Annotated in this window: 22 protein-coding genes and 1 pseudogene; 7 read left to right on the top strand and 16 right to left on the bottom strand. The window is 69.1% G+C overall.

Annotation, left to right across the window (positions count from 1 at the left end; all coding sequences use genetic code 11):
• Window positions 1-67 precede the first annotated feature (67 nt).
• The 3 genes and pseudogenes from dnaB to QM772_RS02320 all read left to right on the top strand — a co-directional run.
• On the top strand, window positions 68-1,483 hold the full coding sequence (gene dnaB / locus QM772_RS02330) for a replicative DNA helicase (RefSeq protein ID WP_415133768.1): 1,416 nt from the start codon (window positions 68-70) through the stop codon (window positions 1,481-1,483).
• A gap of 78 nt (window positions 1,484-1,561) precedes the next feature.
• Entirely contained in the window at window positions 1,562-2,431 is an 870-nt protein-coding gene (locus tag QM772_RS02325) for a 3-hydroxyacyl-CoA dehydrogenase family protein (protein WP_415133766.1), read from the top strand.
• A 79-nt stretch (window positions 2,432-2,510) separates the two neighbouring features.
• A pseudogene (locus tag QM772_RS02320) lies at window positions 2,511-2,825 on the top strand (AraC family ligand binding domain-containing protein); the annotation flags it as partial.
• 194 nt (window positions 2,826-3,019) lie between these two features.
• Here the strand turns inward: QM772_RS02320 and QM772_RS02315 are convergent.
• The 3 genes from QM772_RS02315 to QM772_RS02305 form a co-directional block, all read right to left on the bottom strand.
• Window positions 3,020-3,949 (bottom strand): DUF1566 domain-containing protein, encoded by a 930-nt coding sequence (locus tag QM772_RS02315; protein WP_415133764.1) that lies wholly within the window; start codon window positions 3,947-3,949, stop codon window positions 3,020-3,022.
• A 62-nt stretch (window positions 3,950-4,011) separates the two neighbouring features.
• A complete protein-coding gene (locus QM772_RS02310) occupies window positions 4,012-6,540 on the bottom strand; it encodes an Ig-like domain-containing protein (protein ID WP_415133762.1) in 2,529 nt (842 codons plus the stop codon).
• Window positions 6,540-8,045: a DUF1566 domain-containing protein gene (locus tag QM772_RS02305; protein ID WP_415133760.1), complete on the bottom strand. Its 1,506-nt coding sequence runs from the start codon at window positions 8,043-8,045 to the stop codon at window positions 6,540-6,542. The genes QM772_RS02310 and QM772_RS02305 overlap by 1 nt, the downstream gene beginning before the upstream one ends.
• Window positions 8,046-8,245: 200 nt before the next feature.
• Here QM772_RS02305 and QM772_RS02300 point away from each other — a divergent pair, with 200 nt between their 5' ends.
• The gene (locus tag QM772_RS02300) at window positions 8,246-9,256 is read left to right on the top strand and encodes a helix-turn-helix transcriptional regulator (RefSeq protein WP_415133758.1); all 1,011 of its coding nucleotides are present in this window, start codon (window positions 8,246-8,248) and stop codon (window positions 9,254-9,256) included.
• A 215-nt stretch (window positions 9,257-9,471) separates the two neighbouring features.
• Here the strand turns inward: QM772_RS02300 and QM772_RS02295 are convergent, their stop codons facing one another.
• A complete protein-coding gene (locus QM772_RS02295) occupies window positions 9,472-9,624 on the bottom strand; it encodes a hypothetical protein (RefSeq protein WP_415133756.1) in 153 nt (50 codons plus the stop codon).
• A 226-nt stretch (window positions 9,625-9,850) separates the two neighbouring features.
• Here QM772_RS02295 and QM772_RS02290 point away from each other — a divergent pair, with 226 nt between their 5' ends.
• Window positions 9,851-11,071, top strand: coding sequence for a urate hydroxylase PuuD (locus QM772_RS02290; protein WP_415133754.1), 1,221 nt, complete (start codon window positions 9,851-9,853; stop codon window positions 11,069-11,071).
• A gap of 20 nt (window positions 11,072-11,091) precedes the next feature.
• Here the strand turns inward: QM772_RS02290 and QM772_RS02285 are convergent, their stop codons facing one another.
• From QM772_RS02285 to QM772_RS02255, 7 genes are all read right to left on the bottom strand, one after another.
• Window positions 11,092-11,340 carry a GlsB/YeaQ/YmgE family stress response membrane protein gene (locus tag QM772_RS02285; protein WP_415133752.1) on the bottom strand — a complete coding sequence of 83 codons (249 nt, stop codon included), beginning with the start codon at window positions 11,338-11,340 and terminating at the stop codon, window positions 11,092-11,094.
• 94 nt (window positions 11,341-11,434) lie between these two features.
• Window positions 11,435-13,414, bottom strand: a complete 1,980-nt coding sequence (locus QM772_RS02280; protein WP_415133750.1) for an ABC-F family ATP-binding cassette domain-containing protein — start codon at window positions 13,412-13,414, stop codon at window positions 11,435-11,437.
• Window positions 13,415-13,446: 32 nt separating this feature from the next.
• Window positions 13,447-14,193 (bottom strand): aspartate/glutamate racemase family protein, encoded by a 747-nt coding sequence (locus QM772_RS02275; RefSeq protein WP_415133748.1) that lies wholly within the window; start codon window positions 14,191-14,193, stop codon window positions 13,447-13,449.
• Window positions 14,190-15,071 carry an ABC transporter permease gene (locus tag QM772_RS02270; RefSeq protein ID WP_415133746.1) on the bottom strand — a complete coding sequence of 294 codons (882 nt, stop codon included), beginning with the start codon at window positions 15,069-15,071 and terminating at the stop codon, window positions 14,190-14,192. Before QM772_RS02270 ends, QM772_RS02275 begins: the two co-directional genes overlap by 4 nt.
• Before the next feature lie 3 nt (window positions 15,072-15,074).
• A complete protein-coding gene (locus tag QM772_RS02265; RefSeq protein WP_415133744.1) occupies window positions 15,075-15,962 on the bottom strand; it encodes an ABC transporter permease in 888 nt (295 codons plus the stop codon).
• Between the two features lie 16 nt (window positions 15,963-15,978).
• Window positions 15,979-17,238, bottom strand: a complete 1,260-nt coding sequence (locus tag QM772_RS02260) for an ABC transporter substrate-binding protein (protein WP_415133742.1) — start codon at window positions 17,236-17,238, stop codon at window positions 15,979-15,981.
• A 33-nt stretch (window positions 17,239-17,271) separates the two neighbouring features.
• On the bottom strand, window positions 17,272-18,306 hold the full coding sequence (locus tag QM772_RS02255) for an ABC transporter ATP-binding protein (RefSeq protein WP_415133740.1): 1,035 nt from the start codon (window positions 18,304-18,306) through the stop codon (window positions 17,272-17,274).
• 194 nt (window positions 18,307-18,500) lie between these two features.
• On the opposite strand from QM772_RS02255, the gene QM772_RS02250 reads away from it, so the two are divergent.
• Together QM772_RS02250 and QM772_RS02245 are read left to right on the top strand one after the other, a co-directional pair.
• On the top strand, window positions 18,501-18,800 hold the full coding sequence (locus QM772_RS02250; protein ID WP_415133738.1) for a type II toxin-antitoxin system ParD family antitoxin: 300 nt from the start codon (window positions 18,501-18,503) through the stop codon (window positions 18,798-18,800).
• Window positions 18,797-19,129, top strand: coding sequence for a type II toxin-antitoxin system RelE/ParE family toxin (locus QM772_RS02245; protein ID WP_415133736.1), 333 nt, complete (start codon window positions 18,797-18,799; stop codon window positions 19,127-19,129). The genes QM772_RS02250 and QM772_RS02245 overlap by 4 nt, the downstream gene beginning before the upstream one ends.
• 8 nt (window positions 19,130-19,137) lie before the next feature.
• On the opposite strand, the gene QM772_RS02240 is transcribed toward QM772_RS02245, so the two are convergent.
• The 5 genes from QM772_RS02240 to dapD form a co-directional block, all read right to left on the bottom strand.
• Window positions 19,138-19,560 (bottom strand): hypothetical protein, encoded by a 423-nt coding sequence (locus tag QM772_RS02240; RefSeq protein WP_415133734.1) that lies wholly within the window; start codon window positions 19,558-19,560, stop codon window positions 19,138-19,140.
• Between the two features lie 112 nt (window positions 19,561-19,672).
• Window positions 19,673-20,551 (bottom strand): 50S ribosomal protein L3 N(5)-glutamine methyltransferase, encoded by an 879-nt coding sequence (gene prmB, locus QM772_RS02235; RefSeq protein ID WP_415133732.1) that lies wholly within the window; start codon window positions 20,549-20,551, stop codon window positions 19,673-19,675.
• Window positions 20,552-20,725: 174 nt separating this feature from the next.
• Window positions 20,726-21,895, bottom strand: a complete 1,170-nt coding sequence (gene dapE, locus QM772_RS02230) for a succinyl-diaminopimelate desuccinylase (protein ID WP_415139422.1) — start codon at window positions 21,893-21,895, stop codon at window positions 20,726-20,728.
• A 29-nt stretch (window positions 21,896-21,924) separates the two neighbouring features.
• A complete protein-coding gene (locus QM772_RS02225) occupies window positions 21,925-23,211 on the bottom strand; it encodes a PilT/PilU family type 4a pilus ATPase (RefSeq protein ID WP_415133730.1) in 1,287 nt (428 codons plus the stop codon).
• A gap of 25 nt (window positions 23,212-23,236) precedes the next feature.
• Window positions 23,237-24,070 (bottom strand): 2,3,4,5-tetrahydropyridine-2,6-dicarboxylate N-succinyltransferase, encoded by an 834-nt coding sequence (gene dapD, locus QM772_RS02220; protein WP_415133728.1) that lies wholly within the window; start codon window positions 24,068-24,070, stop codon window positions 23,237-23,239.
• Between the last annotated feature and the right edge of the window lie 2 nt (window positions 24,071-24,072).

Raw genomic sequence — 24,072 nt, 5'->3', positions numbered from 1 at the left:
CACAGCCTTTTCCCATGACACGCGCCGCCCGGAGGCGTAGCATGGGCGCCGACGCTTCTTCCGCTGCATGTCCTCCGTTTTCCCCCCCAGCTACGCCGACCTCGGCGACGACCTGCCGACCGACCGCCAGGTGGCGCAGCTGCGCATTCCGCCGCATTCGATCGAGGCCGAGTCCAGCGTGCTCGGCGGCCTGCTGCTGGACAACGGCGCCTGGGACCGCGTGGGCGACCTGCTGATCGACAGCGACTTCTACCGCTACGAACACCGCCTGGTCTACGCCGCCGTCGGCAAGCTCGTCAACGAGACCAAGCCGGCCGACGTCATCACCGTCCACGAGGAACTGCAGCGCCAGGGCAAGGCCGAGGACGCGGGCGGGCTGGCCTACCTGAACTCGCTGGCGCAGTACGTGCCCAGCGCCAGCAACATCCGCCGCTACGCCGAGATCGTGCGCGAGCGCTCGGTGCTGCGCAAGCTGGTCAGCGCCAGCGACGAGATCGCCACCAGCGCCTTCAACCCGCAGGGCCGCGCGGTGGACAAGATCCTGGACGAAGCCGAGGCCAAGATCTTCCACATCGGCGAGGAAGGCTCGCGCATGAAGCAGGGCTTCCAGGCCATGGACAGCCTGGTGGTGCAGCTGCTCGACCGCGTGCAGGAGATGGCCGACAACCCGAACGACGTCACCGGCGTGCCGACGGGCTTCTACGACCTCGACCGCATGACCGCCGGCCTGCAAGCCGGCGACCTGGTGGTGCTGGCCGCGCGCCCGTCGATGGGCAAGACCGCCTTCGCCATCAACATCGCCGAGCACGCGGCGCTGAACGAAGGGCTGCCGGTGGCCGTGTTCTCGATGGAAATGGGCGCCTCGCAGCTGGCGGTGCGCATCGTCGGCTCCATCGGGCGCATCGATCAGAGCCACCTGCGCACCGGCAAGCTCACCGACGAGGAGTGGCCGCGCCTGACCGAGGCCATCGAGCGCCTGCGCAACGTCAGCTTGCACATCGACGAGACGCCCGGCCTCACGCCCAGCGAGCTGCGCGCCAACGCGCGCCGGCTGGCGCGCCAGTGCGGCAAGCTGGGCCTGATCGTGGTGGACTACCTGCAGCTGATGAGCGGCAGCAGCAGCGGCGACGAGAACCGCGCCACCGAGCTGGGCGAGATATCGCGCGGCTTGAAGGCGCTGGCCAAGGAGCTGCAATGCCCGGTGATCGCGCTCTCGCAGCTCAACCGCAGCGTGGAGCAGCGCACCGACAAGCGGCCCATGATGAGCGACCTGCGCGAGTCCGGCGCCATCGAGCAGGACGCCGATATCATCATGTTCATCTACCGCGACGACTACTACAACAAGGACTCGCGCGAGCCCGGCGTGGCCGAGATCATCATCGGCAAGCAGCGCAACGGGCCCACCGGCACCGTCAAGCTCGCCTTCATCAAGCCGCTGACGCGCTTCGAGAGTCTGGCCGTCGGCGCCAGTGATGATTTTTAAGTGTTTTTGGCCTGTAGCGCGCTTGCAGAAAGCGCGAGCAGCTATGAATATAAGAGTAACCACCCCTGGAGACATGCCTTGAGTTTTACCCTTCCCGACCGCATCGACACCCGCCCCATCGCCGTGCTGGGCGCCGGCACCCTGGGCCGCCGCATCGCGCTGATGATGGCCACGCGCGGCGCCGAGGTGCGCCTGTACGCCCGCAGCGCCGCCACGCGCGACGCCGGCGTGGCCTGGGCGCGCGAGCAGCTGCCCGCCATGCTTGCCAAGCTGCCCGGCAGCACCGCCGGCCGCATCGTCGCCGTGGACAACCTGGCCGACGCGCTGAAGGGCGCGTGGCTGGTGTTCGAATCGGTGCCCGAGCAGCTGGCGCTGAAGAGGGAAATCTTCGCCCAGGTCGATGCGCTGGCCGAGCCCGACGCCATCCTGGCCAGCAACTCCTCGTCCTACGCCTCCAGCGAGTTCTCGGACAGCGTGCGCAACCCGGCGCGCCTGCTGAACACCCACTTCCTTCAGCCGCCGGAGATGCCCCCGGTGGAGCTGATGTCCTGCGGCCAGACCGACCCGGCCATCATCCCGCTGCTGGCCGAACTGCTGCCGCGCTACGGCCTGACGCCCTACGTGGTGCGGCGCGAGAGCACGGGCTTCATCTTCAACCGCATCTGGGCCGCCATCAAGCGCGAGACGCTGGCCGTGGTGGCCGAGGGCGTGGCCACGCCGGCCGAGGTGGATGCCATCTACACCCAGGCCACCGGCATGGCGGCGGGCCCCTGCCGGCTGATGGATCTGGTGGGGCTGGACGTGGTGCTGGACATCGAGGAGAACTATGCCCAGAAGCGCGCCGGCCTGCCGGAAGGGCCGCGCGTGCTGCTGCGGCAACTGCTGGCCGACGGGCGCCTGGGGCGCAAGAACGGGCGCGGGCTGTACGACGACTACCCGAAGGCGTAGACGTGATCGCGGTGCTTTAGGCTGCCAGCGGGCGCCGAACAAACGCAAGGCGCTATTGAAAACATAGTCGAAAAGATGCATGGATGGCACCGCCCGGTTCTGGCGCGACCCCGTGCTGCCGTATGCCGAAAGCCGGCGCGCCTGCCGCAGCCGGGCCTGCTGCCGGCTGCACAGCCATCCCACGTTTTCCATCGGCGCGGTCGATGAAGGCACCAGCGTGTTCGCCGACGCGGGCGACGGCCCCGTGCTGCTGCACCCGGGTGCCGTCATCCTCGTGCCGGCCGGTCGCGTGCACGCCTGCAACCCCTTGCGCGGCACGGCGTGGGGCTACCAGATGCTGCATCTGGATGCCGGCTGGCTACGTGCCGTGCGGGCCTCGCTGGGGGTGCGGCCCGCTTCGGCTGAGCCTTGTCCGCATCGTGCGCACGCAGCCGTTTACGCGCGCTTCTGCGAGCTCAACGCGCTGCTGTTTTCACAAGCCGCGCCGATCGGCCCAGGGATGAACTGCGCGCGGCCGCGCTGCGGCTCTACCGGGACATCTACGCCCACGATGCCCCTGCACCCTAGGCGCCGGCTTGCCGGCGCAGGTCAAGCCCTGCGGCGCAGCGCCACCAGCCCCAGCAGGGCCGACAGCAGCAGCATGCCCCACTGCGACAGCGTGGGGATCGCCGCCACACCGCCGGCCGCCATGGCCATCACCGCCGGCGCGCCCGCGTCCACGATGCGGCCGTTGGTGGCGTCCAGGTCGTCGTCGCCCAGGGCGCCGTCGGTCAGCGTGAGCACCACGGTGTTGCCGCTGACGGCGGCATGGGGGTAGGCGTACCAGCCCGCCGCCTGCCCGGGGCGCGGGCCGTGCTTCCAGAACTGCGCGCCGCTGGGCAGCGGCTGCGGGTAGGTGATGGTGATCTGCACCGTGCTGCCGGGCGTGCAGCCGTCGAGCACGAAGTCGAACGGGTCCGCCGCCAGCGTGACGTGGGCGGGCGGCGCGGGCAGCGTGGCGGCGCTGATGAAGCCCGCGCTGGCAAAGCCGCAGGTGCTGCCGCCGCCCGTCACGGCGGCCTGCGCCGTCTCGCCGGGGTTGCTGGGCAGGGGCAGCGGCGGCGTGGTGGCGGGGCCGGGCGCGCGGTAGTCGTCGCCGCCGCGCACCAGGCGCAGGGCCTGCGCGCTGGTCTTGGCGGCGGGGCTGGAGCTGCCGTCGGCGAAGTCCACGCCCCATGCCTGGGCGGGGGCGGGGTGGTAGCTGGTGGAGGACCAGTACGCGCCCGCTTGCGGCGCGGCCAGATCGACGGTGGATTCCAGCTCGGTGCGGTTGGGCACGCGCCAGTCGCTGTGGCCCTGGTGGCCCGCGCCGTTGGCCTGCTGCGCGGCTTGCAGGGCCTGCTGCCAGGTGAGGGCGGCGGGCGTGCCGGTGCAGGCGTTGCCCGATTCGGTTTGGCCCCAGGCGCAGGTGTCCCATTGCAGGGGCTCGGCGTGGGCAACGACGGCGGCGAGGGCTGCGGGGATCAGCAAAAGTTTCAAGCCTTTTTGGCCTGTAGCGCCCGTCTGGCAAGCGCTGGCAGCTTTGTTTTTGATAGCGCTCATCATTTCACCTCGTAGATTTCAATGCTCACGCTGGCGGGCGCGCTTTCGTTGCCATCCACGTCCACCACCGTGTAGGTGAAGACGTCAGAGCCGACGAAGGTGCTGCTGAAGGGCACGTAGCAGAGGGTGTCGGCGAAGAAGCCCCAGGGGCTGACGGGGCCGGGCACGGGCGCGCGGCTGCCGGTGATGCCGACGTGGTCGGGTACGGAGTCCACCGTGTCGCCCAGGGGCACGCTGATGCCGCTGGTGGATGCGGTGGACGTGGCGGATTTGGTGGACAGGGCGGCGGCGCGGGCGGGGCTGGGCACGACCCTGGCGGCGGCTTGCGTGCCCACTTTGACCATGCCGGTCTTGGGCAGCACGTAGTCAAAGCTGCCGCGTGCGCTGGCAAAGCGGATCGCCTCGTCGCCGTCGGGCGTGCGGCGCGCTACGTAGTCGGTCAGGAAGCCTTCGTTCGAGTACGTCTTGATGCGGAACAGCGGCGCGTAGCGCAGGGGGTAGGTGACGCTGACCTCGGTGTCGGTGTCGATGTCCTGCGCGTGCATGGTGACGGGGATGCAGGCGGCCTTCCACGGGTGCTTGATGTCGATGTCGAAGGCCAGGGGCACGGGCGAGATGGCGATGTCGAAGGTCTGGACGGTGGTGTCCGCGCCGCCGCCTGCGGTGCCGCCGTCGTCTTGCAGGGTCACTTCGACGCGCACGCGCCCGGCGGCGGAGGCCCAGTAGAAAACGTCGCGCACCGGCCATTGATCCGGGGGTGTGTTCAGGGGGGTGTCCGGGTCATAGACGGGCAACTGGCCTTTGGGGTAGATGCGGTGCTCCACGGTAAAGGTCAGGTCGCCGGTGGCCGGGTCGATGGCGGGGGGCACGTCGAAGGTCAGCGTCTTTTCGCCCGGCACGGGCAGCAGGCGCACGGTGGCGATGAGCTGCTGCCCGGCCTCGCGCGCCGGGCCGGGGCTGATGCCGGTGGCCCAGCCGGGGTAGCGGCGCGGGCCGGGCATTTCGTTGTTGGACAGCACGATTTCCGCCGCGCCCAGGGTGATGGTGGGCGGCTGGTTGGCGGGCAGTGCCACCAGGCGGGCGGCGTGGCTTTCGGCCTGGGCGATCTTTGTGGTGTTGCCGTCGGTGAAGTCCACCGCCCAGGCGTTCGCGCCCTGCGCGTCGCTGCTCCAGTACGGCGCGCTTTGGGTGTTGGGCAGCGTGCTGGCGGGGTGGCTGGCGCCGTGGTGCACGGTGGTCAGCAGCTCGCGCCGCGTGGGCAGCCGCCAGCCGCTGGCGATGCCGCAGCGGGTGTAGGCCATGCCGTTGAAGCTGGCCCAGGGGCCGGTCAGCGTTTCGTCCGACCAGGTGAGGCCGGTCACGCGGTCCTGCACGCAGCCGCTGTCGGCCACCAGGTCGAACGCCGCCGCGCCCGCCTGCGCGTCGCGGCCAAAGCGGCCGTCCTGGCCGGGGTGGGCCGATGGCGCGGCGCAGAGCAGGGCCGCGCCCGTGCTGTCGGTGCAGGCGATCTGGCCCGTGTCGCCGCGCCCGCCTGCCACGCCCAGCGTGACGGGCTGGCCCACCAGCACGCGCACGGCGGCGGGGGCCGATGTGCCGTTGGCCGACGTGGCGGTGTAGGTAAAGCTGTCTTCGCCCCAATACCCGCTGGCGGGTGTGTAAGTGGCCGTGCTGCCGCTGACGGTGACGCCGCCGTGCGCGGGCTGGTCGGCGGCGGCGTAGGTCAGCGGCCAGGGACCGCCGGGGTTGCCGTCCTGCGCCGCCAGGGGGATGGCGGTGGCCGTGCCGTGCGGCACGAACTGGTGGCCCGGCTGCGCCACGGGCAGCCCGGCGGCGGCCACGTCGATGGTGGCGGTGACGGTGGCCGAGGTGCCGTAGCGCCCGACGATGCGGTAGGTGAAGCTGTCCGGCCCGCTGTAGTTGATGGTGGGCGTGTAGGTGGCGGCGTTGAGGTGGAACGTGGCGCTGCCGTGCGCGGGCGGGGTGACGAACTCGAACGTGGGCGCGTAGTTGGTCTGCGTCAGGCTGAAGTTGACGTTGGAATAGGCCAGGAGCAGGTCGCGCGTGGTGTTGAAGGGCACGCTGAAATGCTGGTTGTCATACGCCAGCGGCGGCAGCGGCGCGGCCACGGTGATGCTGACCGTGGCCGGGGCCGAGGTGCCGTGGGCGTTGCTGGCGGTGAAGGTGATGCTGTCGCTGCCGTAGTAGTCGGGCGCGGGCTGGTACGAGAAGGTGCCGGTTTGCAGGTTGAGCGAGTTGCCGAAGAAGCTGCCGTGCGACGGCCCGCTGGTGATGGCGTAGGTCAGCGCATGCGGCCCGCCGGGCGTGGCGTCCGCCGCTTGCAGGGCGACGAAGACGACCTGGTTGAAGGCGGTCTGCACGGCCTGCGATTGGGCGGTGACGGGCTGGGCCAGGGCGGCGCTGGCGAACAGCCAGGGCAGCAGGCAGGCCAGCAGGAGTTTGAAGAATTTTGGGGCTGTAGCGCCTGCTGGACGGGCGCGAGCAGCTATGTTTTTGATAGTTATCGCCATCACTTGAGCTCAAAGATTTCGATGCTGACCACCCCAGGTTGGCTGACGTTGCCGTCCGGGTCGGTGACTTGGTAGGTGAAGGTGTCGGAACCGGTGAAGGTGCTGCTGAAGGGCACGTAGCACCAGGTCATGGCGAAGTTGAAGCTCAGGCCGGGGGTGTCCTCGTCGATCCAGGTGATGTGCGCGGGGCGCGGCTCCATCACGGCCTGGATGCCGGGCAGGGGGTCTTGCACGACGGCCTTGACGGCGGCCTGCGCGCTGGCGGCCTGGGTGCCGACTTTGACCATGCCGGTCTTGGGCAGCACGTAGTCAAAGCTGCCGCGTGCGCTGGCAAAGCGGATGGCCTCGTCCCCATCGGGGGTGCGGAACGACACGTAGTCGGTGATGAAGCCCTGGGACGGGTAGGTGAGGAACTTGAACGTGGGGTACGGCCACCAGGGCGCGCCGTGGTACCAGTCGTCGGGGATGACCCAGTCGGTGTCCGGGTCCATCGCGAGCATGGTGAAGGGGACGCAGGCGGGCTTCCAGGCGTGCTTGATGTTGGGGCTGAACACGCTGGGCACGGGGTCGAGAAAAACGGTGAAGTCGGCGCTGGTGCTGTCGTGCCCGCCGCCTGCCGTGCCGCCGTCGTCTTGCAGCGTGACGCGCAGGCGCGCCAGCCCGGCGGAGGAGACCCAATAGTCATGGGTGGGGCGGGCCTGGGCGTCGTAGTTGGCGATGCGGTGCTTCAGGGTGAATGTCAAATCGCCCGTGGCCGGGTCGATGGCGGGCGGTGTCTCGAACTCCAGCGCCTTGGGATCGCCGGGTTGCAAGGGCAGCAGCTCCACCGTTGCCGTCAGGTGCTGCCCCGCCTCGCGCGCAGGGCCGGGGCTGATGCCGGTGGCCCAGGCGGGGTAGGTGCGCGGGCCGGGCTTGTCGCCTTGCGGCACCACGATGTTCGCGCCCAGGGTGATGGTGGGCGGCTGGTTGGCGGGGCGCACCACCAGGCGGGCGGCGTGGGTTTCGGCCTGGTCGATCTGCTTCGTGTCGCCATCGGCAAAGTCCACCGCCCAGGCATTGCCGCCCTGCGTGTCGCTGCTCCAGTACGGCGCGCTTTGCGTGCCGGGGAAAGCGCTGGCGGGCTGGCTGGCGCCGTGGTGCACGATGGACAGCAGCTCGCGCCGCGTAGGCAGCCGCCAGCCGGTGGCGATGCCGCAGCGGTCGTAGGCCAGGCCGCTGAAGCTGGCCCAGGGGCCGGTCAGCGTTTCGCCCGACCAGATGAGGCCGGTGATGCCGTCTTGCAGACAGCCGCCGTCGAGCGAGGAGAAGCTGAACGCCGCGCCGCCGGCCTGCGCGTCGCGGCCAAAGCGACCGTCCTGCCCGGAGTGGTCGCCCGGATCGGCGCAGGCGATGGCCGCGCCCGCGCTGTCGGTGCAGGCGGTCTGGCCGGTGTCGTTCAGTTGCGCGTGGGCCGTGCTCAGAACCAGCATCAGCGCCAGCGCGGCAAGGTGCGGGATGGGTTTCATGGATGAATCTGGAAACTATGTTTTTGATAGCTGCTGGCGCTTGAATGACGGTCACTGGGAGCCAAAAACACTTCTAATCCAGCGGACCCGGACGCGGCTTCCGAAAAGTTTAGTTACCATCGCCCCTGCCGGCACCGTGGTCTTGTGTGCGGGCGTCCCAGGTGTGGGGAATGCGTCCCGCGTCCCTACAATCCCACGCCATGCGATCCACCCCGCCACCGCCAACGCCGCCCTGCGTGCCGGAGCACTGGTCCTCCCGCGAGGTCGATCCGTCGATCCGGCTGGACTACTGGCGCGACGTGGCGCACAACTGGGTGGACGTGCAGCCCCTGTCGCCGGGCGATGCGCTCGATGCCTCGTGGTCGCTGCTGCGCGGCGAGGACTGCTTCTTCGGCACCAAGCGCTCCACCGCCTACGAGATGCGCACCAGCCCCAGGCATGTGCCGCCGGGCGAGGACATGGTGGTGCTGTCGCTGCTGGAGGCCGGCGAGATGCGGCTGAACGCCGCGCCGGGCGAGCACCAGCACGCCACGGCGGGCATGCTGGGCCTGTACGCGCCCCGGCAGGAAGGCTGCTACCGCTGGGGCGAGGGCGCGCGCCAGACCTACGTGGCGCTGCCGCGCAGCCTGGTGCTGGGTGCGCTAGGGCGCGAGCCGGGCAACCTGCTGCTGGCGCCGCGGCGCTGCGCGCTGGCCCCGGCGCTGGCCGCGCAGCTGGCCCACCTGGGGCTGCTGGCGCGCCAGCCCGGCCGCGTGAGCGCGCAGGAGTACGCGGGCCTGCTGGACGCCACGCGCGCCCTGGCCCTGCTGACGCTGCGCAACCTGGGGCGGCAGGGCGAGGCCGTGGACCTGCCGGACGTGCACGAAGACCTGCACGCGGGCCGCTACGCGGCGGCGCTGCGCTGGATGGAGCGCGAGGTCCACCGCCACGGCCTGGACGTCGCCGCCATCGCGCGCGGCACCGGCTGCTCGCGCTCGCGGCTGTACGAGGCTTTCGCCGAGCGGGGCCAGACGGTGATGGGCACGCTGCGCGAGCTGCGCCTGCAGCGCGCGCGGGCGCTGATCGAGCAGGACCGCAGGCTGCACGTGGGCGCGCTGTCGTGGCGCTGCGGGTTCGCGAGCCAGTCGGACTTCAGCAAGCTGTTCAAGGCGCGCTTCGGCCTGTCGCCGTCCGACTGGCACCGGCAGGCATGGGTTGGCGCGGCGGGGTGAGGAAATAGCCCCCACGCTCCCCCGCTGCGCCCGGTCCGCTGCCCCCGAGGGGGCTTTTCATCGCCGGGCCGCCCCAAGATGAAAAAAGCGCCCCGCAGGGCGCTTCGTCGAGAGGGTATGAGGCCGTTCCGGCCGCCGCCGGGCCGGTCCCAAGGCGGCCGGAGCTCCCTCGGAGGGCAGCGGACCGGGCGCGGCGGGGGAGCGTGGGGGCCTGTTCAGTGCGGGCGCTTGCCGGGGTTCTTCTTGCTGCGCGTGTGCGAGCCGCGCTCCAGGCTGCGCTTCTGGCCGGTGCCTTCCTTGCGCACGGTGGCGCCGGGCAGCGGCGGGGTGGCCTTGCGCATGGCTTCGGTGACGAGTTTCTTGCCCATGATGTGATCCTTCGGGTGCTGAGTGTGTTGGCGGAAAACCCGATATTGTCCATGATTTGCGCTCGCAGGCATTCGCTGGTTTTTGCACACAGCTTTGTATACAATTCACGCTGATCGCAGCGGTGCCCACGGGCGGGCGCACAAGAAAGCGCCCGCCGATGCGCGATCCCTCCTTGACCGGCTTGCAGCGCCCGCAGTGGCAGGCCCTTCGATAGGACATGCTCTGATGGACGCTTACCTGCTCGACTGGGCCAACCTGCTGCTGCGCTGGCTGCACGTGATCGTGGCGATCGCCTGGATCGGTTCCTCGTTCTACTTCGTATTTCTCGACAACAACCTGCTCGCGCCCACCGCCGAGGACCTGAAGAAGAAAGGCGTCGACGGCGCCATGTGGGCGGTGCACGGCGGCGGCTTCTACAACCCGCAGAAGTACATGGTGGCGCCGCAGGGCGGCACCATCGACAGCAAGCTGCACTGGTTCTACTGGGAGAGCTACAGCACCTGGCTGTCGGGCTTCGCGCTGTTCTGCGTGCTCTACCTGTGGAACGCCAGCGCGTTCCTGATCGACAAGCAGGTGCTCGACTGGTCGCCGATGGCCGCGGGCTTCGCGGCGGTGGGCTTCCTGGTGGTGTTCTGGTTCGTCTACGACGCCATCTGCAGGGCCTTCGGCTTCCGCCGGAACGGCGAGCGCATCGTGGCGGCGCTGCTGATCGTGGTGGTGGCGGCGGCGACCTGGCTGGCCTGCCAGCTGTTCTCGGGGCGGGCGGCGTTCCTGATCATCGGCGCCATGCTGGCCACCACCATGAGCGCCAACGTGTTCTTCTGGATCATCCCCGGCCAGCGCAAGGTGGTGGCCGCCATGACCGGCGGCCAGCCCTGCGACGCCGATGGCCTGGCCATCCACGGCAAGCGCGGCAAGCAGCGCAGCGTGCACAACACCTACTTCACGCTGCCGGTGCTGATCGCCATGCTCAGCAACCACTACAGCTTTCTCTACAGCCATCCGCAGCGCTGGGCGGTGCTGCTGCTGCTGATGCTGGCCGGCGCGCTGATCCGCCAGTTCTTCGTGCAGCGGCACGGCTGGCACCTGGGCCGCGCGCGCAATCCGTGGCCGTTCGCGGCCGCCGGCGTGGCGATCCTGCTGGGCATGATCGCCTGGCTCAAGCCGGCGCCCAGCGCCCCCTCCGCCGCCATGCCTGAGACGGTGGACTACGCCCGGATCCAGCCGGTGCTGGCGCAGCGCTGCGCCATCTGCCACGGCGAGGCCGTGCAGCAGAAGGGCATCCGCGTCGATTCGCCCGAGCAAGCGAATGCGCACGCGCAGCAGATCTACCAGCAGGTGGTGCTCACCCGGCAGATGCCGCTGTCGAACGCGACGCAGATGACCGACGACGAGCGCGCGCTGGTGGCGCGCTGGTTCGAAGGGCAGGGCGGCAAGCGCCCCTGAGCGGGCGCTCCTGGAGCGGCTCAGCGCTTCTTGGTGGCCAGGCCGTAGAGGAACAGCACGATCAGCGCGCCGACCACCGAGGCGATCCAGCCGGCCGGCGTGCCTTCCGCGTACAGGCCCAGCGCGGCGCCGCCGTAGCTGGCCAGCAGGGCGCCGACGATGCCCAGGATGGTGGTCATGATGAAGCCCATCTTCTGGTCGCCCGGCATGATGGCGCGCGCGATCAGGCCCACGATGAAGCCGACGATGATGGTGACGATAATGCCCATGGCGTTATTTCCTTCCCGGATAGGTTGATGACGGCGGGACTGTAGCGCGGAAACATGACCACGGCCGCCACGCGGCTGATTTCGGGGTCTTGGCCTACGCGCCGGCGATGGCCTCGATCTCGCCCGACAGGCGCAGCCATTCGTCTTCCAGCGCGGCCATCTCGTCGCCCACCGCCTTCAGCCGCCGGCCGGCTTCGGCGATGTCGGGCGGCGCCAATGGGGTCGCCAGGCGCTGCTCCAGCGCGCCGCGCTCGTCGCCGAGCTGCTGCATGCGGCGCTCGGCGTGCTCCAGCGCGCGCTTGAGCGGCCGCGAGCGCTCGGCCAACTGCTGCCGGCGCTGCGCTTCCAGGCGGCGCTGCTCGGCGGGGTTGGGCGCGGTTTTCGAGTTATTTTGGCCTGCGGAGCCCGCCAGGAAAGCGCTGGCAGCTTCTGTTTTGGTAGCGCCGGCAGTTTCGCGCAGGCGCCGCGCTTCGTCCAGCAGGTAGCGCTGGTAATCCTCCAGGTCGCCGTCGAAGGGCGCCACGCGGCCGCGGCCGACCAGCCAGAACTCGTCGCACACGCTGCGCAGCAGCGCGCGGTCGTGGCTGACCAGCATCAGCGTGCCCTCGAACTCGTTCAGGGCCACGGCCAGCGCCTGGCGCGTGGCGAGATCCAGGTGGTTGGTGGGCTCGTCCAGCAGCAGCAGGTTGGGGCGCTGCCAGACCAGCATGGCCAGCACCAGGCGCGCCTTCTCGCCGCCGCTGAAGCGGCCCACGGGCTGCGCCGCCATCTCGCCGGGGAAGTGGAACATGCCCAGGAAGTTGCGCAGCTGCTGCTCGCGCGCGGCCTCGGCGTCGGCCTGGCCGGTCTCGCGCGCCAGGCGCACCATGTGCTCCAGCGGCGTGTCTTGCGGGCGCAGCACGTCCAGCTCCTGCTGGGCGAAGTAGCCGATGGAAAGGCCCTTGCCTTCGGTCAGGCGCCCGCCCAGCAGCGGCAGCGCGCGCGCAACGGTCTTGACGAAGGTGGACTTGCCTTGGCCGTTGGCACCCAGGATGCCGATGCGCTGGCCGGCGAGCACGGTGCGGTCCACGCCGCTGAGGATGGTCTTCTCGGCGCCGGCGTCGTCCTGGTAGCCGAAGCGCCCGTCCTGCACCGACAGCATGGGGTTGGGCAGGCTGGCGGGCTCGCGGAACTCGAACTGGAACTCGGCGTCCGCCAGCACCGGGGCGATCTTTTCCATGCGCTCCAGCGCCTTCACGCGGCTCTGCGCCTGGCGCGCCTTGGTGGCCTTGGCCTTGAAGCGGTCGATGAACTTCTGCAGGTGTGCGATCTTGTCCTGCTGCTTGGCGTAGGCTGCTTGCTGCAAGGCCAATTGCCCGGCGCGCAGCTCCTCGAAGGCGCTGTAGTTGCCGCCGTAGCGCGCGAGGCGCCCGGTCTCGATGTGCAGGGTGACGCGCGTCACCGCATCCAGGAAGTCGCGGTCATGGCTGATGACGATCAGCGTGCCGGGGTAGCGCGCCAGCCAGCCTTCCAGCCATACCAGCGCGTCCAGGTCGAGGTGGTTGGTGGGCTCGTCGAGCAGCAGCAGGTCGCTGGGCGCCATCAGCGCGCGCGCCAGTTGCAGGCGCATGCGCCAGCCGCCCGAGAAGCTGCCCACGGGCTGGGCCAGCTGCTCGGGCGTGAAGCCCAGGCCCAGGATCAGCGCCTCGGCGCGCGCGCGGGCGTCGTGCGCGCCGGCGTCCTGCAGGTCGCTGTGCGCCTGGGCGATGGCCAGGCCGTCGCCCGACTGCTCTGCATTCGATAGCTGCTGGCGCAGGTCCAGCAAGCGCTGGTCGCCCGAAAGCACGAAATCGGTGGCCGGCTCGGCGGTCTCGGGCATATGCTGCGCCACCTGGGCAATGCGCCAGCCGCGCGGCAGGCTGAAGTCGCCGCCGTCCTCGTGCAGCGAGCCGTCCAGCAGGGCGAACAGAGTGGACTTGCCGGCGCCGTTGCGGCCCACCAGGCCGACCTTCTCGCCAGGGTGAATGGTGGCGCTGGCGCCGTCGAGCAGCAGCTTGGCGCCGCGGCGCAGGGTGACGTCTTGCAGTTGGATCATGGGCAGCCCGGGATTATCGGGTGCCGCCGGTTTCAGCCCGGCGTGGGCAAGCCCAGCGCCGCCAGCTCGCGCGACACGCCGGCCCATGGCACGTCGCAGCCCGGCCGCTCGCGCCGTGGCGCGGGCGCCATGGCGTGCAGCGCCTCGTGCGCGCCGGCCATCACGCTGTCGATCACCGGCACGTCCACCTCGGGCTGGATGGCGGCGGCCATGCCGGCCAGTCCCGCGCCGCCCAGGATGACGGCCTGCAGCTGCATTTGCCGCGCCGCGTCGCGGCAGGCCTGGGCCAGCAGCCTTTGCGCGGCGGCGGGGTCGGCCGCGAGCTGGGCGCCCGTCGGCGCGACGGTGTGGATGCCCGCCAGCCGTTCGCCGAGGCCCAGCGCCTGCGCCAGCCGCTGGAGCATGGGCCGCCAGCGCTCGCCGCCGGTCACGACGCCGAAGCGCCCATGGCGCGCCGCCGTGGCGAAGGCGGCCTCGGCCAGGCCGGTGACCGGCACGGGGCTGCACTCGCGCAGGGCGAACAGGCCCGGGTCGCCGAAGCAGCCCACCAGCACGGCGTCGGGCGCGGGCGCGCCGCCGGCGAGCGCCGCCGCCCAGGCGTCCAGCGTGGCGTGCGCGGCCACGGCGTAGCTGGCCTCGCAGGCGATGTAGGGCGCGCCGAAGCGGGCGGTGACGGTGCGCACGCTCACCCCGGAGCCGGCGGCGGCCTGCACGTGCCGTTGCAGCAGGGCGCTGACGTGCGCCGAGGTGTTGGGGTTGATGACGAGCAAGGTCCTCAAGCCGCGCCCTTGCGCCGGCTCAAGGCGCCGCCCAGCGCCAGCGCCACTCCGATGACGACGAAGGACACCACCGTCGTCACCGTGCCCAGCGCATAGATGGCGGGCGTGGTGACGGTGCTGGTCAGTCCTTGCAGTTCGAGCGGCAGCGTGTTCACGTCGCCGATGGCCTGCGAGGTGCGCGCGATCTCGTCCCAGCTCAGCGTGAAGCCGAACATGCCGATGCCCACGACCGAGGGCGCGATCAGCGGCAGCACCACGTGGCGGAAGGTCTGCCACGGCGTGGCGCCCAGGTCGCGCGCGGCCTCTTCGTAGGCCGGGTTGAAGCGGTTGAACACCGCGAACATGATGAGCAGGCCGAAGGGCAGCGTCCACGTCAGGTGCGCGCCCAGCGCGGAGGTGAACAGGCCCAGGGCGGTGCCGTAGTTGTCGAGCTGGTCCTGCCAGCCCATGCGCTCCAGCAGCGCCTTGACGCCGGTATCGAGCAGCCGGAATTCCAGTCCGATGCCCAGCGAGACGATGATGGACGGCATGATGAGGCTGGCCACCACCACGTAGAACAGCGTGCCCGCGCCCGCCAGCTTCTTGCGGAAGGCCAGGCCCGCGAGTACCGAGAAGACGACGGTGCAGGCCATCACCGCGAGGCCCAGCCCCAGCGAGCGCCGCAGCGCGGCGGCGATGTCCACCGTGCCCAGCCCCTCTGCCAGTTGCCGGAACCAGTGCAGCGACACGCCGCGCATCGGGAAGGTGAGGCCGCCTTCCGGCCCCTGGAAGCTGAGCACGAAGATCACCGCCATCGGCCCGTACATGAACAGCACGAACAGCGCGAAGACGATGGCGAGCGGCCAGAAGCTGGCGGGGCGGGGTTCACGCACACGCATGGCTCACAGCTCCTTGCGGATATCGACGAGGCGCGTGAGGCCCCAGATGATCATCAGCACCACGGTCAGCAGAATGACCGCGTTGGCCGCCGCGAGCGGGAATTGCAGGTACGAGGTCTGCACCTGGATGATCTTGCCGACCGAGGCGATCTGCTGCCCGCCCATCACGCCGATGGTGACGAAGTCGCCCATGACGATGGTGATGACGAAGATCGAGCCGATGATGATGCCGGTCTTGGACAGCGGCACGATCACGTTCCACAGCGTCTGCCAGCCGCTCGCGCCGCTGTCGGCGGCGGCCTCGATCAGGCTGCGGTCGATGCGCATCATGCTGTTGAAGATGGGCACGATCATGAACATGGTGTAGAGGTGCACGAAGGCCAGCACCACCGAGAAGTCGGAGAACAGCAGCCACTCGATGGGCGTGTCGATCAGGTGCAGATCCTGCAGCGTCTGGTTCACCAGGCCGTTGCGGCCCAAGAGCGGCACCCACGAGATCATGCGGATGACGTTGGACGTCCAGAACGGCACCGTGCAGAGCACGAACAGCAGCGTCTGCATGCTGGAGGAGCGCACGTGGAACGCCAGGAAGTACGCCACCGCGAAGCCCAGCACCAGCGTGATGGCCCATACCAGCAGGCTGAACTTGAGGGTGGACAGGTAGGTCTTGAACGTGACGCAGGGCTCGGCCAGGTTGCCGCAGCCCTCGAACACCGTCAGGTAGTTCCGGGGGCTGAAGGCGGGCAGCAGCTCGTAGTCGTTGAAGTTCCACAGGCTGACCATGGCGATCAGCCCCAGCGGGACGATGAAGAACAGCGCGAACACCGCCGTGAGCGGCAGCGCCTGCCACCAGGCGGCGATGCCTTGCTGGGTTGGAGCGGCGGTGTTCATGGCATTCATCCGTGCGTCATGCGGCCACGAACTCGTTCCACTTGCGCACCATGTACTCGTTCTCGTCCATGAGCGCGTTCCAGCAGGCGATGCCGCCCATGCGCTGCTCGTAGCTGCCGCCGTCGCGCACGCTGCCGGCCTTGGCGATCACCGCGCCCTGCGGGCTCTTGATGTCCTGCGCGGCGGGCTTGCCTTCCATCCAGTAGGCCCACTCGTAGGGCTCCATGTGGGCCTTGGCCGTCTCCAGCACGGCACTGTAGTAGCCCTGGCGGTTGAGGTAGGCGCCAGCCCAGCCGTCGAGGAACCAGTTGATGAACTCGTAGGCCGCGTCCAGCTTCTTGCCCGAGAGCGTGGCGGGCAGCCCGAAGCCCGAGGCCCAGGCGCGATAGCCTTCCTTGAGCGGCTGGAACACGCAGTCGATGCCCTTGCTGCGCACGGCGGTGACGGCGGGGCTCCACATCGACTGGATCACCACCTCGCCCGAGGCCATGAGGTTGACCGACTCGTTGAAGTCCTTCCACAGCGCGCGGAACTGGCCGGCCTTCTTGGCGTCGATCAGTGCCTTGATCGTCAGGTCGATCTCGGCCTTGGTCATGTTGCCCTTGTCGGCGTATTTGTGGATGCCCTTGGCTTCCACGGCCATCGCCGCGTCCATGATGCCGATGGAGGGGATGTTCAGGATCGCGGCCTTGCCCTTGAACTCGGGGTTGAGCAGCTCGGCCCAGCTCTCGATGGGGCGCTTGATCAGGTCGGGGCGGATGCCCAGCGTGTCGGCGTTGTAGGTGGTGGGGATCAGCGTCATCCAGCCGGTGGGCGCCTTCGAGAACGCCTTGCTGCGCTCGGCCTGCAGGTACATCACCTTCTTGGGCGCCATGCCCTGGTCGCCCACGGCCTTGCCGGCCACGGTGCCTTCGGTGAACAGCGAGGTGATCTTGCCGGCGTTCTTCACGCGCTTGACGTCGATGCCCTTGAGGTTGCCCGTGGGCACGATCTTCTTGAGCGAGAAATATTCAGTGTCGATCAGGTCGAAGCTGTTGGGCGCGGTGACGGCGCGCTTGGTCACGTCGTCCGTGGTCACGGCCACGTACTGGATCTTGATGCCCGTGTCCTTCTCGAACTTGTCGGCGATGGCCTTGTCCTGGTTGGTGGCCGTGCCCAGGTAGCGCAGCACGACCTTGTCCTGCGCGTGCACGAAGGGCGCGAGGCCCGTGGCCAGGATGCCCGCCGTGCCCTTGAGCAGCGTGCGGCGGTGGAGGGAGAGTTCGGTTTCGTTCATCGGAAAGACTCCTTGGGTGAAGAAAAGGGAACGTCAGGCCAGCGCGTGCGCGCGCTGCGGCGCCCAGCACATCTGCACGGACTCGCCCACCTGGAAGGGCTGGGCGGCATAGGTGGATTCGGGCAGCATGGCGGCGTACTCCGCCGTGGCGTGCGCGGCCAGCGCGGCACCCGCCTTCTGCAGGCCCAGCAGCACGTAGGTGCCCTGGTATTCCACGTCGGTCACCACGGCGGGCAGGCTGGCCGCCTCGCCCGTGGCCGCGTGCCCGGGGGGCAGCACCTGCACATGGTCGGTGCGCACGCCGACCTTGCCGGCGGGCGTGTCGATCACGTTGTGCCCGCCCATGAAACGCGCCACGAATTCGTTGACGGGGTGGTTGTAGACCTCGCGCGGCGGGCCGGCCTGCTCGATCACGCCGTGGTTCATCACCACCATGGTGTCGGCCAGCGCCATCGCCTCTTCCTGGCTGTGGGTGACGTGGATGAAGGTCAGGCCCAGCTCCTTCTGCCAGCGGCGCAGCTCGGCGCGCATCTGGATGCGCAGGAACGGGTCGAGCGCCGACAGCGGCTCGTCCAGCAGCAGCACGCGCGGCTGGGTGATGAGCGCGCGCGCCAGCGCCACGCGCTGCTGCTGGCCACCCGACATCTCGGCCGGCTTGCGCTGCGCCAGGTGGCCCATGGCCACGCGCTCCAGCAGATCCTGCGCGCGGCGGTGGCGCTCGGCCTTGGCAATGCCCTTCATCTTCAGGCTGAAGGCCACGTTGTCCAGCGCCGAGAGGTGCGGGAACAGCGCGAAGCTCTGGAACATCATGGCCGTGCCGCGCTCGGCGGCGGGCAGGTCGGTGATGTTGCGGTCGTCCAGCAGCACGTCGCCGCTGGTCACCGATTCGTGCCCCGCGATCATGCGCAGCGTGGTGCTCTTGCCGCAGCCCGAGGGGCCCAGCAGGCAGCAGTAGCTGCCGCCGTCGATGCGCAGGTCGATGCCGTCCACCGCCGGACGGCCCTGGGCGTAGCGCTTGGTCAGCGCGACAACTTCGATGGCGGCGGGGGAGAGCGTGGCATCTGGCATGCCCTGGCTAAATGCAATGGCCGTGCCAGCTTGGCGCACCAACTCCGGGCTGTTTCGAGGGTGGTGCGCACCAGAGTGATGCGAATCTTCAGGCAGCGCCCGTCAGCGCCTCGCGCGTGAGCAGCAGCACCTGGGACTGGGCGACACTGACATCATTGGCATAATCTGCCATCGACTCAGCGGGAGTAAAGAACATGCCGACACGCAATGTCGTCATCACCGACCGTCAGGCGGCCTTCATCGAGCAACTGGTCGTCGGCGGGGAATACCAGAACGCCAGCGAAGTGCTGCGCGAAGGCTTGCGGCTGGTGGAAGAACGCCGCGCCGCACATGCCGCCAAGTTGGAAGCCCTGCGCACTGCCGTTCAGGTGGGCATTCACGCCATCGAGGCGGGTGATTTCACGGAGTTTGAAAGTGCCCAGGCCCTGGCGGATGATTTCAGAGCGGAGGCCGCGAGCCTCATCGCCGAAGCGAGAGCCGAGATCAACGCATGAGTGGCGCGTGGAAAGTCAGGCAAACCCAACCCGCCAGACAAGATCGCACGGCCATCATCCGCTGGACCATCAAACACTTTGGCCCTGATCAGGCTGGAACTTACGCCGAAACCATCGCGCTGGCGCTTGCTGCCTTGCGCAATGGCCCAGATAGTGTGGGCATCAAAAAGCGTGATGACCTCGGCAACGGCATCCATACCCTGCACGTTGCATGCAACGAGCGCAAAGGCCGCCACTTCATCGTTTTTCGTATCGGTGACCCGCAGACCATTGACGTATTGCGCTTGCTGCACGACAGCATGGATTTGGCCGCTCATCTGGCGGAATAAGGTGGCAGTCAGGGCGCTGTCAGTTCCTGCAACGAGGTGGCTACCTTGCATTCCACATCCTGCGCCAGCGCGAAATGCCTGCGTCCGCATTCGATCTTCAGGTTCTCATCACGCAGCCGGTCAGCCTCCACCGTGCTGGACTTGGTTTCGGCGACGAAATACACCCGCGCATCGTTCTCGAACACCACCGCCCAATCCGGGTTGTAGGTGCCCAGCGGCGTGTCGATCCTGAACTTACCCGGCAGCTTGAAGAAAAACCGCACGCGCTCATCGTTGGAGCAATCCTGCGCGAAGCGGCTTTCCACATCGCTGTCACTCAACACACAGTCGTAGGCATCCTTGAGCCGCTCAAGGTCGATCTGGTTGTCGCTGGCGACTTCGGGAACGGTCTGGCGAATCAGCGCCAGCAATTCGGCTCGGCGCTGCGCCATCGCATCAGGGCTGAATCCGAGCGCGTCAATGCGGGCGGCTGAGCATAGTTTTACTCATTAACTTATTGATTTGTAAAGACTTTTCTCTCCTGAGCCTGTCCCGGTGAGGGTGCTAGCCAAGGCACTCCAGCGCCTCGCGCGTGAGCAGCAGCACCTGGTCGCCGCCGGCGCTGGTGTCCAGCCACACGGGGTGCAGGCGCGGGAAGGCGGCCTCGAAGTGGGCGCGCTCGTGGCCGATCTCCAGCACCAGCACGCCGTCGGCGGACAGGCGCGCGGGCAGTTCGCGCAGGAGCGGGCGGATGAAGTCCATGCCGTCGGCGCCGCCGTCCAGCGCCAGCGCGGGCTCGGCGCGGAACTCGGGCGGCAGCGCGGCCATGCTGCCCGAGTTGACGTAGGGCGGGTTGCACAGGATCAGGTCCCACGGGCCGGGGCAGGCGGCCAGGCCGTCGCTCTCGACCAGAGCGATGCGGTCCTGCAAGCCGTGCCGCTCGACGTTGATGCGCGCCACGGCCAGGGCGTCGGGCGAGATGTCGGCGCCTGTTACGCGCACGTCGGGCCAGGCCATCGCGGCCAGGCAGGCGAGGCTGCCGTTGCCGGTGCACAGGTCGAGCACGCTGTGGGTGCGCTCGGTCAGCCAGGGGTCGATGCTGCCATCGGCGATGCATTCGGCGATCAGGCTGCGCGGGACGATGGCGCGCTCGTCCACGTAGAAGGGCACGCCTTGCAGCCAGGCCTCGCGCGTGAGGTAGGCTGTGGGCTGGCGCTGCTCGATGCGCGCTTTCAAAATCGTAGCTGCCAGCGCTTGCTGGGCGGGTGCTAGAGGCCGATTCGACCAATATTTATCGCCCAGGTCGGTGTCCAGCGGCAGGCCCAGCGCGTGCAGCAGCAGCCAGGCGGCTTCGTCGCGGGCGTTGGTGGTGCCGTGGCCGAAGGCGACGCCGGCGGCCCGCAACTGCCGCTCGGCGTCGGCCAGCGCTTCGCCAAAGGTCATGTCAATGGTAGATGGCGCTGCATACCACCTGCATCGCATCAAATTCCAAGAGCCCAAAGGCCGCGGAGCAGGCCATGCCAGTGCGCTCCTGGCCGGGGTTCCCCCGGTCAGCGGGCGCGCCCCCTTGAGGGGGGAGGCGCAACAGCGCGCAGCGCGTGGAGACCTGGGGGTGGGTCATTTCACGGCGCTCAGGTTTTCCAGCACGCGGCGGTAGATGTTCTTCAGCGGCTCGATGTCGGCCACGGCGATGTGCTCGTCGATCTTGTGGATGCTGGCGTTGGGCGGGCCCAGCTCGATCACTTCGGGGCAGATCTGGGCGATGAAGCGGCCGTCGCTGGTGCCGCCGGTGGTGGACAGCTCGGTGTCGATGCCGGTCTCGGCGCGGATGGCGGCCTGCACCGCCTGCACCAGCGGGCCGGGCGTGGTGAGGAAGGGGCGGCCGCCCAGCGTCCACTTCAGGTCGTAGTCGAGGCCGTGCTTGCGCAGCACCGCCTCCAGCCGCTGTTGCAGGCTTTCGGGCGTGGACTCGGTGCAGAAGCGGAAGTTGAAATCCACCACCACCTCGCCCGGAATGATGTTGCTGGCGCCGGTGCCGCCGTGCACGTTGCTGACCTGCCAGCTCGTGGGCGGGAAGAAGGCATTGCCCCGGTCCCACTCGATGGCGACCAGCTCGGCCAGCGCGGGCGCCAGGTCGTGGATGGGGTTCTTCGCCAGGTGCGGGTAGGCGATGTGGCCCTGGATGCCTTTGACGGTGAGCCTGCCCGACAGCGTGCCGCGCCGCCCGTTCTTGATCATGTCGCCGATGCGCTCGACGGCCGTGGGCTCGCCGACGATGCACCAGTCGAGCCGCTGGCCGCGCGCCTTGAGCCGCTCGCACACGACCACGGTGCCGTCGAGGGCGGGGCCTTCCTCGTCGCTGGTCAGCAGCAGGGCGATGGCCAGGGGCGCGCCGGGCCGGGCGGCCAGGAACTCCTCCACCGCCACGACGAAGGCCGCGATGGAGGTCTTCATGTCGCTGGCGCCGCGGCCGTAGAGATTGCCGTCGCGCTCGGTGGGGGTGAACGGATCGCTCGTCCAGCGCTCCAGCGGGCCGGTGGGCACGACGTCGGTGTGGCCGGCGAATACTACGGTTTTAATAGCTGCCGGCGATTGCCCAGCAAGCGCTGGAGCCCGAATTGACCATAAATTGTGGACGCGGAAGTCCGGCGGCCCGCTGTCGATGACCTCGCTGGCGAAGCCCAGCGGCGCGAGGCGCGCGGCGATGAGGTCGATGCAGCCGGCATCGTGCGGCGTGACGGACGGCCGGGCGATCAGCGCCTCGGCCAGTTGGCGGGTCGGGGTGATGGAATCGCCTTCGCGCGGCCGAGCGGTGCTCATGCGCCGCCGATGCGCGAGTCCGCGAAGCCGCCCACCTTGGAATCCTGGAAGCCCGAGTTGCGGAAGCCGCTGTGGCCGAAGCCCGAGCGCGCGAACCCGCCGAAGCCGCTGGGGCGCACGTCGAGCGTGATCTCGGTGAACGAGGGCTCGTCGCCGAGCTTGTCCTCCTCGGCCTGCGCGCTGTTGGCGTTGTAGCGCTCGACGTCGTTCTGCAGGCGCCACAGCAGGTTGGTGGGCGAGTCGGCGTTGGCCAGGCCCTCCTTGCGGTCGATGCGGCCGGAGACGATCAGGCGCGCCAGGTCTTCCTCGAAGGTCTGCGAGCCCTCGGCGATGGAGTTGTCCATGGCCTCCTTCACGCCGGTGAAGTCGCTCTTCTCGATCAGCTCGGACACCAGCTTGGTGTTCAGCATCACCTCCACCGCCGGCACGCGGCCGCCCTCCACGGTGCGGATCAGGCGCTGCGAGACGACCGACTTGAGCGCCGCCGCCAAATCGCCCAGCAGCGTGGGGCGCACCTCGACGGGGTAGAAGCTGAGCACCCGGTTGAGCGCCTGGTAGCTGTTGTTGGCGTGCAGCGTGGCCAGGCACAGGTGGCCCGACTGCGCGTAGGCGATGGCGGCGGACATGGTCTCGCGGTCGCGGATCTCGCCGATCATGATCACGTCGGGCGCCTGGCGCAGCGCGTTCTTCAGGCCCACGTGCAGGGCCGAGGTGTCGGTGCCGACCTCGCGCTGGTTGACGATGGAGCGGCGGTTGGTGAAGACGTATTCGATCGGGTCCTCGATGGTCAGGATGTGCCCGGGCGCGTTCCTGTTGCGGTGGTCCAGCATGGCGGCCAGCGTGGTGGACTTGCCGGCGCCGGTGGCGCCCACCATCAGGATCAGGCCGCGCTTTTCCATCACCAGGTGCTGCAGGATGTCGGGCAGGTGGAGCGAGTCCAGCGTCGGGATGTCGGGGCTGATGAAGCGCACCACCGCCGCGTAGGTGCCGCGCTGGCGCATGGCCGACAGGCGGAAGTTGCCCACGCCGTACATCGGGATGGCCATGTTCAGCTCGCCCGTCTCGCGCAGCTCCTCGATGCGGTTGGGGGGCACCACGTCGATCAGCAGGTTCATCACCGCGTCGGGCGGCAGCGGCGCGCTGTTGATGGGCACGCACTGGCCGTTGATCTTGATGGTGGCCGGCGCGTGCGACGAGAGGTACACGTCCGAGGCTTTCTTGTCCGCCATCAGGTGGAGGATGCGCTCCATCATGGTGGTGGGCGGGGCGGGTTGTGCGCTCATGGCGTGTGTCCAGTGCGGTGGGGGGTCAGGGGCGCAGCAGGTCGTTGATGCTGGTCTTGCTGCGGGTCTGCGCGTCCACCGTCTTGACGATGATGGCGGCGTACATGCTGTAGGGCTGGCCGTCCTTGGTCTGCTTGGGCAGGTTGCCGCTGACCACCACGCTGCCCGAGGGCACGCGGCCGTAGCTGATCTCGCCCGTCTCGCGGTTGAACAGCGGGGTGCTCTGGCCGATGTACACGCCCATGCCCAGCACCGAGTTCTCTTCCACGATCACGCCCTCGACCACCTCCGAGCGCGCGCCGATGAAGCAGTTGTCCTCGATGATGGTCGGGTTGGCCTGCAAAGGCTCCAGCACGCCCCCCAGGCCCACGCCGCCCGAGAGGTGCACGTTCTTGCCCACCTGCGCGCAGGAGCCGACGGTGGCCCAGGTATCGACCATCGTGCCTTCATCGACGTAGGCGCCGATGTTGACGTAGCTGGGCATCAGCACCGCGCCCCTGGCGACGAAGCTGCCGCGCCGCGCCACCGCCGGCGGCACCACGCGCACGCCGCTGGCGCGCAGCTCGGCCTCGCTCAGGTCGGCGAACTTGGTGGGCACCTTGTCGAAGAAGCCCAGCTCGCCGGCGCGGATGCATTCGTTGTCGCGCAGGCGGAAGGACAGCAGCACCGCCTTCTTGACCCACTGGTGCACCGTCCACCGGCCCACGCCCTCGCGCGTGGCCACGCGCAGGCGGCCGGCGTTGAGGTCGGCGATGACGTGCTCGACCGCCTCGGCCACTTCCCTGGGCGCGGCCGTGGGAGAGATGTCGGCGCGGCTGTCCCAGGCGGTGTCGATGATCTGTTGCAGTTGTTGGGTCATGA

It is taken from the genome of Ottowia sp. (genome assembly GCF_047601385.1).
Classification (GTDB): Bacteria; Pseudomonadota; Gammaproteobacteria; order Burkholderiales; family Burkholderiaceae_C; genus Ottowia.
Note: the sequence above shows the minus strand (reverse complement) of the source record. Positions and strands in the feature narration are given on the sequence as shown.

Bases quoted from the DNA above. Each gene is read 5' to 3' on its own strand.
- dnaB (WP_415133768.1), top strand. From the start codon at position 68: ATGTCCTCCGTTTTCCCCCCCAGCTACGCCGACCTCGGCGACGACCTG.
- QM772_RS02310 (WP_415133762.1), bottom strand. From the start codon at position 6,540: ATGGCGATAACTATCAAAAACATAGCTGCTCGCGCCCGTCCAGCAGGC.
- QM772_RS02305 (WP_415133760.1), bottom strand. From the start codon at position 8,045: ATGAAACCCATCCCGCACCTTGCCGCGCTGGCGCTGATGCTGGTTCTG.
- QM772_RS02300 (WP_415133758.1), top strand. From the start codon at position 8,246: ATGCGATCCACCCCGCCACCGCCAACGCCGCCCTGCGTGCCGGAGCAC.
- QM772_RS02295 (WP_415133756.1), bottom strand. From the start codon at position 9,624: ATGGGCAAGAAACTCGTCACCGAAGCCATGCGCAAGGCCACCCCGCCG.
- QM772_RS02290 (WP_415133754.1), top strand. From the start codon at position 9,851: ATGGACGCTTACCTGCTCGACTGGGCCAACCTGCTGCTGCGCTGGCTG.
- QM772_RS02285 (WP_415133752.1), bottom strand. From the start codon at position 11,340: ATGGGCATTATCGTCACCATCATCGTCGGCTTCATCGTGGGCCTGATC.
- QM772_RS02280 (WP_415133750.1), bottom strand. From the start codon at position 13,414: ATGATCCAACTGCAAGACGTCACCCTGCGCCGCGGCGCCAAGCTGCTG.
- QM772_RS02270 (WP_415133746.1), bottom strand. From the start codon at position 15,071: ATGCGTGTGCGTGAACCCCGCCCCGCCAGCTTCTGGCCGCTCGCCATC.
- QM772_RS02265 (WP_415133744.1), bottom strand. From the start codon at position 15,962: ATGAACACCGCCGCTCCAACCCAGCAAGGCATCGCCGCCTGGTGGCAG.
- QM772_RS02260 (WP_415133742.1), bottom strand. From the start codon at position 17,238: ATGAACGAAACCGAACTCTCCCTCCACCGCCGCACGCTGCTCAAGGGC.
- QM772_RS02255 (WP_415133740.1), bottom strand. From the start codon at position 18,306: ATGCCAGATGCCACGCTCTCCCCCGCCGCCATCGAAGTTGTCGCGCTG.
- QM772_RS02250 (WP_415133738.1), top strand. From the start codon at position 18,501: ATGCCGACACGCAATGTCGTCATCACCGACCGTCAGGCGGCCTTCATC.
- QM772_RS02245 (WP_415133736.1), top strand. From the start codon at position 18,797: ATGAGTGGCGCGTGGAAAGTCAGGCAAACCCAACCCGCCAGACAAGAT.
- QM772_RS02240 (WP_415133734.1), bottom strand. From the start codon at position 19,560: ATGGCGCAGCGCCGAGCCGAATTGCTGGCGCTGATTCGCCAGACCGTT.
- prmB (WP_415133732.1), bottom strand. From the start codon at position 20,551: ATGACCTTTGGCGAAGCGCTGGCCGACGCCGAGCGGCAGTTGCGGGCC.
- QM772_RS02225 (WP_415133730.1), bottom strand. From the start codon at position 23,211: ATGAGCGCACAACCCGCCCCGCCCACCACCATGATGGAGCGCATCCTC.
- dapD (WP_415133728.1), bottom strand. From the start codon at position 24,070: ATGACCCAACAACTGCAACAGATCATCGACACCGCCTGGGACAGCCGC.